Below are 7,321 nucleotides of genomic sequence, written 5' to 3'. Positions count from 1 at the left end.
GTCCACAGTGCCCCCCCCTACCCCTTTACCTTGCAAGCCTTTCCCGCAACAGGCGACATTAAATCATCATCCTGTCGGCACAACTTTCATACCGCAGTCGTGAACAGGCCATACCACTATCGACCTGCCTATCATTGGCGTCCCCGTGTGCCATCAATTGCCTGGCACTGCCCTGCAATCGTAATGACCGCTTCAACTCCCAATCCTGCGTAGCGTCGCCGAAGCACTTCGGCCAAGACCCGTTTCACATCCTTATCCCCATGCACAAGCGCCACCCTTCTTGCTGGCTCGCCCTGCCCAAGCGCGAACCGCACCAACCCCTCCTGGTCCGCATGCCCCGAATACCCACCCAGGGTCATGACTTTGGCGCGAATCTCATACATGCGCCCATCCAGATCGATCTGGACAAAGCCTTCGGCACGTTCTGCGGCCTGTATCACCGCACCCGGCGTCCCTTTCGCCTGATACCCCACGAACATCACCTCATGCCGCGGATCCCCCAACATAGCCTTGAGGTAATTGACGATCCGCCCACCCGAGCACATGCCATTGCCCGCAATCACGATCGCCGGCCTGCCCGTGCTCTTGAGGTAATTCACCACCCGCTGATGCTGCGCATGGGAGTCGATGGTCACCAACTGGTGAAAGGCGAGCGGGTCGCGGCCCTGCCCCATGCGCACCCTGGCTTCATCTCGCCAGTAACGGTGCAGCTCCCTGTAGGCGCTGGTGATGCGCTGTGCCAAAGGCGAGTCGAGAATGACCGGCAGCTGGCCCCACTGCGCGAACTCGCCTGTCGGCGCATCACCTGGATGATCCTGCAGCGCCTTGCGATGCAGGATGTCTTCGATTTCGTAGAGCAACTCCTGGGTTCGCCCCAGACTGAAGGCCGGGATCAATATGGTGCCGTGATCCGCCAAGGCCCGGTCGATGGCGGTTTCCAACTGCTGGAGGCGATCAGTACGGTCTGCGTGCAGCCGGTCGCCATAGGTGCTTTCGAGCACCAATACATCGGCGCGTTCCGGCGGCAGCACCGGCCTCAATAATGGGTTGCTGGGCGCACCCAGGTCACCGGAAAAGACCACGCGAACAGCGTCATCACCGCGCTTCACTTCGCATTCGACATAGGCTGAGCCGAGCAGATGGCCGGCGCGCTGGAGGCGAATCGCGCAATGCACGCCAGGGCGATCCACAAGCGCATGCCAGCACTCGAAAGGCAGCGCCACGATATGCTGCTCTAGGAACTCGATGTACCGGGCAACCTGTGCTGGCTCACTACTGATGTCCAGCCGATAGGCATCCTCGAGCACCAGCGGCAGCAGCTTGGCAGAGGGCTCGCTACAGAGGATCGGGCCGCGAAAGCCGGCGGCGAACAAGGCAGGGATACGACCGACATGATCGAGATGAACGTGCGTGACGATCAGCGCCTGGATGCCGGCAATATCGAAACCGAGTTCACCGGGCTGCGCCCCGGGACGGACATCGCGCCCTTGCTCCAGCCCACAATCGATCAGCAGGCTGGTCACATCGTCGAGGTGCAACTGATGGCAGGAACCGGTGACACCGCGAACCCCGCCATGATGGGAAATTGAAGGAAAATCCATGTAGTAAACCCTCTGTCAGCCAACTCGAAGAAGGGGTCATTAACTCACCCTCCCAAAGGCCAACAAAGGGCATGAAGCCCCTGGCTCGTGCAGGAAACTTCCTTAGCTTTCAGCGAGTGCCGATCGGCGTGCCGCTGCACGAATCTTGCGCTTGCCCCGCATCAGCCCATAGGCACCGAGCAAGGGACCGATGGCCAGCCCTACGACCAGCGCAGCCACTACCACCACCGCGACTGGCACTTGAGGCGCAGCCCAACCAAACAGCACCAATGCCACCGGTTGCTGGTTCTCCAGCACGAAGAACAACACCACTGCCGCCAGCAGCAGCATGAACAGCACCGCCACGGCGCGCTTGAGGTTACGCATCAGTCTGCTCCTTCGCTCAGGTGGTCTCGTGCTCGTCTTCGTTCACCCGGTCCCGCAGTTCCTTGCCCGGCTTGAAGTGCGGCACATATTTGCCTTCGAGGCTGACCGACTGGCCGGTCTTAGGGTTGCGACCCAACCGCGGCGCGCGGTAGTGCAAGGAGAAGCTGCCAAAGCCACGGATCTCGATACGATCCCCTGTCGCCAGGCACTGCGACATCTGCTCAAGCATGGTCTTGATGGCCAGCTCCACGTCCTTGGACGAGAGCAGCCCCTGATGGGTGACAATACGTTCGATCAGCTCCGACTTCGTCATATTTTTCCCTTCGTTATCAAGCAGCTAGATCATTGCTTAAGCAGTTTGTAGCACGCTCCGGCAGATTTGAACAGTGTGGTTCTTGACTAAACAAAAAAATTCAAGAATAGCGTTCAGCCGGACAGGAAAGCCCTGACGTGCCGAGCTATTCTCAAGCGCCCTGAATTGCAGGCACAAAAAAGGGCGACCCGAGGGTCGCCCTTTTTCTACCGATCAAACAGAACTCAGTTCTGCTTGGCCATTGCTTCGCGCAGCAGCGCAGCCATGGTGGTGTCGGCAGCCGCTTCCGGAGCGTTTTTCAGGCTCTGGATGGCTTCGCGCTCTTCAGCATCGTCCTTCGACTTGATGGACAGGCTGATAACGCGGGACTTGCGGTCGACGCTGATGATCTTGGCTTCGATCTCTTCGCCTTCCTTCAGCACGTTACGAGCGTCTTCAACGCGGTCACGGCTGATTTCGGAAGCTTTCAGAGTGGCTTCGATGTCGTCGGCCAGGGTCACGATAGCGCCCTTGGCATCAACTTCCTTGACGATACCTTTGACGATAGCGCCCTTGTCGTTGATCGAAACGAAGTTGGAGAACGGATCGTCTTCCAGCTGCTTGATGCCCAGGGAGATACGCTCGCGCTCTGGGTCAACCGACAGGATGACGGTTTCCAGCTCGTCGCCCTTCTTGAAGCGACGCACGGCTTCTTCGCCGGCTTCGTTCCAGGAGATGTCGGACAGGTGAACCAGACCGTCGATGCCGCCGTCCAGGCCGATGAAGATACCGAAGTCGGTGATCGACTTGATGGTACCGGTGATCTTGTCACCCTTGTTGAACTGGCCGGAGAAGTCTTCCCATGGGTTCGACTTGCACTGCTTGATGCCCAGGGAGATACGACGACGCTCTTCGTCGATGTCCAGAACCATGACTTCCACTTCGTCGCCAACCTGAACGACTTTCGACGGGTGGATGTTCTTGTTGGTCCAGTCCATTTCGGAAACGTGTACCAGACCTTCAACGCCTTCTTCCAGCTCAGCGAAGCAGCCGTAGTCGGTCAGGTTGGTAACGCGAGCAGTGACGCGGGTGCTCTCTGGGTAACGGGCTTTGATAGCAACCCATGGGTCTTCGCCCAGTTGCTTCAGGCCCAGCGAAACGCGGTTGCGCTCGCGATCGTACTTCAGGACCTTGACGTCGATCTCGTCACCAACGTTGACGATCTCGGACGGGTGCTTGATACGCTTCCAGGCCATGTCGGTGATGTGCAGCAGACCATCGACGCCGCCCAGGTCAACGAACGCACCGTAGTCGGTGAGGTTCTTGACGATACCTTTGACCTGCTGGCCTTCCTGCAGCGATTCCAGCAGAGCTTCGCGCTCGGCGCTGTTTTCGGCTTCCAGGACGCTGCGACGGGAAACGACAACGTTGTTGCGCTTCTGGTCCAGCTTGATGACCTTGAATTCCAGCTCTTTGCCTTCGAGGTGGGTGGTGTCGCGCACTGGGCGGACATCAACCAGGGAGCCCGGCAGGAACGCACGGATGCCGTTAACGTCGACAGTGAAGCCGCCCTTAACCTTACCGTTGATAACGCCCTTGACCACTTCTTCAGCAGCGAAAGCAGCTTCCAGAACAATCCAGCACTCGGCGCGCTTGGCTTTTTCACGGGACAGCTTGGTTTCGCCAAAGCCGTCTTCGACCGCGTCCAGCGCAACGTGAACTTCGTCACCGACCTTGATGGTCAGTTCGCCGGTTTCGTTGTAGAACTGCTCGAGCGGGATGACACCCTCGGACTTCAGGCCAGCGTGTACGGTAACCCAGTCGCCGTCGATGTCGACAACGATACCGGTGATGATTGCACCCGGCTGAAGATTGAGGGTTTTCAGGCTTTCTTCAAAGAGTTCTGCAAAGCTTTCGCTCATTTTAATTCCTGTAGATTCGGGCGATAAAAACGCCCATAGCCACATTCCAGACAATGTGGGTTTCGTTAAGTTAAGAAGCGCTGACAGGACGTTGACTGGTGCCCCTGCCGGCCCTCCTCTCCATCAGACCAAGTCGCGCAGGGCGAGCTCGCTTCTGATGCGTTGCAGCACCTGCTCGATGGACAACTCCGTGGAATCCAGCTGAATGGCATCGGCCGCCGGCTTTAGCGGGGCCACTGCACGCTGGGTATCACGCTCATCGCGCGCACGGATCTCATCTAGCAGACTTGACAGACTAACATCTTCACCCTTGCCCTTCAACTGCAGGTAACGGCGACGAGCACGCTCCTCGGCGCTGGCGGTGAGGAACACCTTCAACGGCGCGTCCGGGAACACCACGGTACCCATGTCGCGGCCGTCGGCGATCAACCCAGGGGCTTCGCGGAACGCGCGCTGGCGCTGCAGCAGCGCCTCACGCACCGCCGGCAGCGAGGCCACCATCGAGGCGCCAGCACCGACCGTCTCGGTGCGGATGACGTTGCTGACGTCCTCACCCTCGAGAATGATCTGTTGAAGCTTGCCGGGCTCGGCGGCGATGAACTGCACGTCCAGGTGCGCGGCCAGGGCCTTGAGCAGCTCTTCGTTGGTCAGGTCAACACCGTGGTTGCTGGCGTTGAAGGCCAGCAGACGGTACAGGGCGCCAGAGTCGAGCAGACGCCAGCCCAGTTCGCGAGCCAAAAGCCCTGCGACGGTACCTTTGCCCGAGCCGCTCGGCCCGTCGATGGTGATGACCGGCGCTTGCGAATTCACGACTTGCCCTCTTCTGCGACGCGGATGCCGACTTCCTTGCACAGGGCCAGGAAGTTGGGGAAAGAGGTGGCGACGTTGGCGCAGTCATGGATGACGATTGGTGCGCTGGCGCGCAGCGAGGCGACACTGAAGGCCATGGCGATACGGTGGTCGCCGTGGCCATGCACTTCGCCGCCGCCGATCTGGCCGCCATCGATGATGATCCCGTCCGGGGTCGGTTCGCACTTGATGCCCAGGGTGATCAGGCCATCGGCCATGACCTGGATGCGGTCCGATTCCTTCACCCGCAGCTCCTCGGCACCACGCAGCACGGTACGCCCTTCGGCGCAGGCAGCGGCAACGAACAGCACCGGGAATTCGTCAATGGCCAGCGGCACCAGCGCTTCCGGGATGTCGATACCCTTGAGCTTGGCGCCACGCACGCGCAGGTCAGCCACCGGCTCACCGCCGACTTCACGCTGGTTCTCCAGGGTGATGTCGCCGCCCATCAGGCGCAGGATGTCGATCACGCCAGTACGGGTCGGGTTGATACCAACATGCTCCAGGACCAGTTCGGAGCCTTCGGCAATCGACGCGGCCACCAGGAAGAACGCTGCGGACGAGATATCCGCCGGCACTTCGATACGCGTGGCAGTGAGCTTGCCACCCGATTGCAGGGAGGCGACCGGGCCGTTCGTCTCGACCGCATAGCCGAAGCCACGCAGCATGCGCTCGGTATGGTCGCGGGTCGGTGCAGGCTCGGTGACGGTGGTGGTGCCTTCGGCGTACAAACCGGCCAGAAGCAGGCAGGATTTGACCTGGGCACTGGCCATCGGCAGCGTGTAGGTCAGTGCCTTCAGCTTGCTCCCACCGCGGATGGTCAGCGGCGGACGACCCTCAGGGCCGGTCTCGACCACGGCGCCCATTTCGCGCAGCGGATTGGCCACACGGTTCATCGGGCGCTTGGACAGCGACGCGTCACCCGTCATGGTGACGTCGAACGGCTGGCCGGCCAACAGGCCAGAGAGCAGACGCATCGAGGTGCCGGAGTTACCGACATACAGCGGGCCAGGTGGTGGCTTCAGGCCATGCAGGCCAACGCCATGAATGGTCACGCGGCCATGCTGCGGACCTTCGATGACCACGCCCATGTCGCGGAACGCCTGCAGCGTGGCAAGCGCATCTTCACCCTCGAGGAAGCCTTCGACTTCGGTGGTGCCTTCGGCCAGCGAGCCGAGCATGATCGAGCGGTGGGAAATCGATTTGTCGCCCGGTACGCGAATCCGTCCGGACACGCGGCCACCAGGTTGGGCCAGGAAAATCAGGTCGTTGGCGTTCATAGCGTCCACATAGGCCCGGCGGGCCAGGATTTTACTGAAATGCTCGCGGGCAACCCGAGCGCGGGTGAACACACCCAGCAACTGGTGCCCGTCCCCAGCATCGACCGCGTCGCGCAAGGCGTCGAGGTCGCTGCGAAATGTATCGAGGGTGCGCAGGACCGCTTCCCGGTTGGCGAGGAAGATGTCGTGCCACATGATCGGGTCGCTGCCGGCGATTCTCGTGAAATCGCGAAAGCCCCCCGCAGCGTACCGGAAGATATCCAGGTTTTCATTGCGCTTGGCCAGCGAATCGACCAGGCCGAACGCCAGCAGGTGCGGCAGGTGGCTGGTGGCCGCCAGCACTTCGTCGTGGCGCTCCACCGGCATGTGCTCGACATCGGCGTCCAGCGCCCGCCACAGGCGATCGACCAGGGCCAGTGCCGCCGGGTCGGTTTCGGCCAATGGCGTGAGGATGACCTTGTGCCGCCGGAACAGTGCGGCGTTGGAGGCCTCCACCCCGCTCTGCTCGGAACCGGCGATCGGGTGGCCTGGGACGAAGCGCGGCAAGCGCTCGGCGAAGGCTTCACGGGCGGCGCGCACGACATTGCCCTTGGCGCTGCCGACATCGGTGATCACCGCGCTGCCAAGGTCCAGTTGCGCCAGGCGCGCCAACACCTTCTCCATCGCCAGGATGGGTACGGCCAGCTGGATCACGTCGGCACCCACGCAGGCATCGGCCAAGTCCGCCTCGCAGCGGTCGACCACGCCCAGCGCCACGGCTTGCTTGCGCGATTCGGCATCCAGGTCGACGCCCACCACTTCGCGGCACAGGCCGCTTTCGCGCAGACCCTTGGCGAAGGAGCCACCGATCAGGCCCAGACCGACGACGACCAGGCGGCCGATGAGCGGAGCGGGTTTGTTTGTTACAGCATTAACCACGAGTGCGAACCCTGTTCAGAAATCAAGACAGTCTGTGAGGCCCATCGCGGGGCAAGCCCGCTCCCACAATTCAGATGTGGCAGTGGGCTTGCC

Annotated in this window: 6 protein-coding genes; all 6 read right to left on the bottom strand. The window is 61.3% G+C overall.

All coding sequences use genetic code 11. The features are described 5' to 3' along the window. Positions 1 to 131: 131 nt before the first annotated feature. Positions 132 to 1,601: an MBL fold metallo-hydrolase RNA specificity domain-containing protein gene (locus IX761_RS20755; RefSeq protein WP_194791380.1), complete on the bottom strand. Its 1,470-nt coding sequence runs from the start codon at positions 1,599 to 1,601 to the stop codon at positions 132 to 134. Positions 1,602 to 1,703: 102 nt separating this feature from the next. Then, positions 1,704 to 1,967, bottom strand: a complete 264-nt coding sequence (locus IX761_RS20750) for a lipopolysaccharide assembly protein LapA domain-containing protein (RefSeq protein WP_194791379.1) — start codon at positions 1,965 to 1,967, stop codon at positions 1,704 to 1,706. Positions 1,968 to 1,983: 16 nt separating this feature from the next. Next, positions 1,984 to 2,280, bottom strand: coding sequence for an integration host factor subunit beta (gene ihfB / locus IX761_RS20745; RefSeq protein ID WP_194791378.1), 297 nt, complete (start codon positions 2,278 to 2,280; stop codon positions 1,984 to 1,986). Positions 2,281 to 2,504: 224 nt separating this feature from the next. Next, positions 2,505 to 4,181, bottom strand: coding sequence for a 30S ribosomal protein S1 (gene rpsA, locus IX761_RS20740; RefSeq protein ID WP_023630827.1), 1,677 nt, complete (start codon positions 4,179 to 4,181; stop codon positions 2,505 to 2,507). A 123-nt stretch (positions 4,182 to 4,304) separates the two neighbouring features. Further along, positions 4,305 to 4,991, bottom strand: a complete 687-nt coding sequence (cmk, locus tag IX761_RS20735; protein WP_110992523.1) for a (d)CMP kinase — start codon at positions 4,989 to 4,991, stop codon at positions 4,305 to 4,307. Further along, positions 4,988 to 7,228 carry a bifunctional prephenate dehydrogenase/3-phosphoshikimate 1-carboxyvinyltransferase gene (locus IX761_RS20730; RefSeq protein WP_194791377.1) on the bottom strand — a complete coding sequence of 747 codons (2,241 nt, stop codon included), beginning with the start codon at positions 7,226 to 7,228 and terminating at the stop codon, positions 4,988 to 4,990. The genes cmk and IX761_RS20730 overlap by 4 nt, the downstream gene beginning before the upstream one ends. Positions 7,229 to 7,321: the final 93 nt, after the last annotated feature.

Source organism: Pseudomonas sp. UFMG81, from assembly GCF_015354575.1.
Taxonomy (GTDB): Bacteria; Pseudomonadota; Gammaproteobacteria; order Pseudomonadales; family Pseudomonadaceae; genus Aquipseudomonas.
This window is presented reverse-complemented; position numbering and strand designations above follow the sequence as displayed.

Bases quoted from the DNA above. Each gene is read 5' to 3' on its own strand.
- rpsA (WP_023630827.1), bottom strand. From the start codon at position 4,181: ATGAGCGAAAGCTTTGCAGAACTCTTTGAAGAAAGCCTGAAAACCCTC.
- ihfB (WP_194791378.1), bottom strand. From the start codon at position 2,280: ATGACGAAGTCGGAGCTGATCGAACGTATTGTCACCCATCAGGGGCTG.
- IX761_RS20750 (WP_194791379.1), bottom strand. From the start codon at position 1,967: ATGCGTAACCTCAAGCGCGCCGTGGCGGTGCTGTTCATGCTGCTGCTG.
- IX761_RS20755 (WP_194791380.1), bottom strand. From the start codon at position 1,601: ATGGATTTTCCTTCAATTTCCCATCATGGCGGGGTTCGCGGTGTCACC.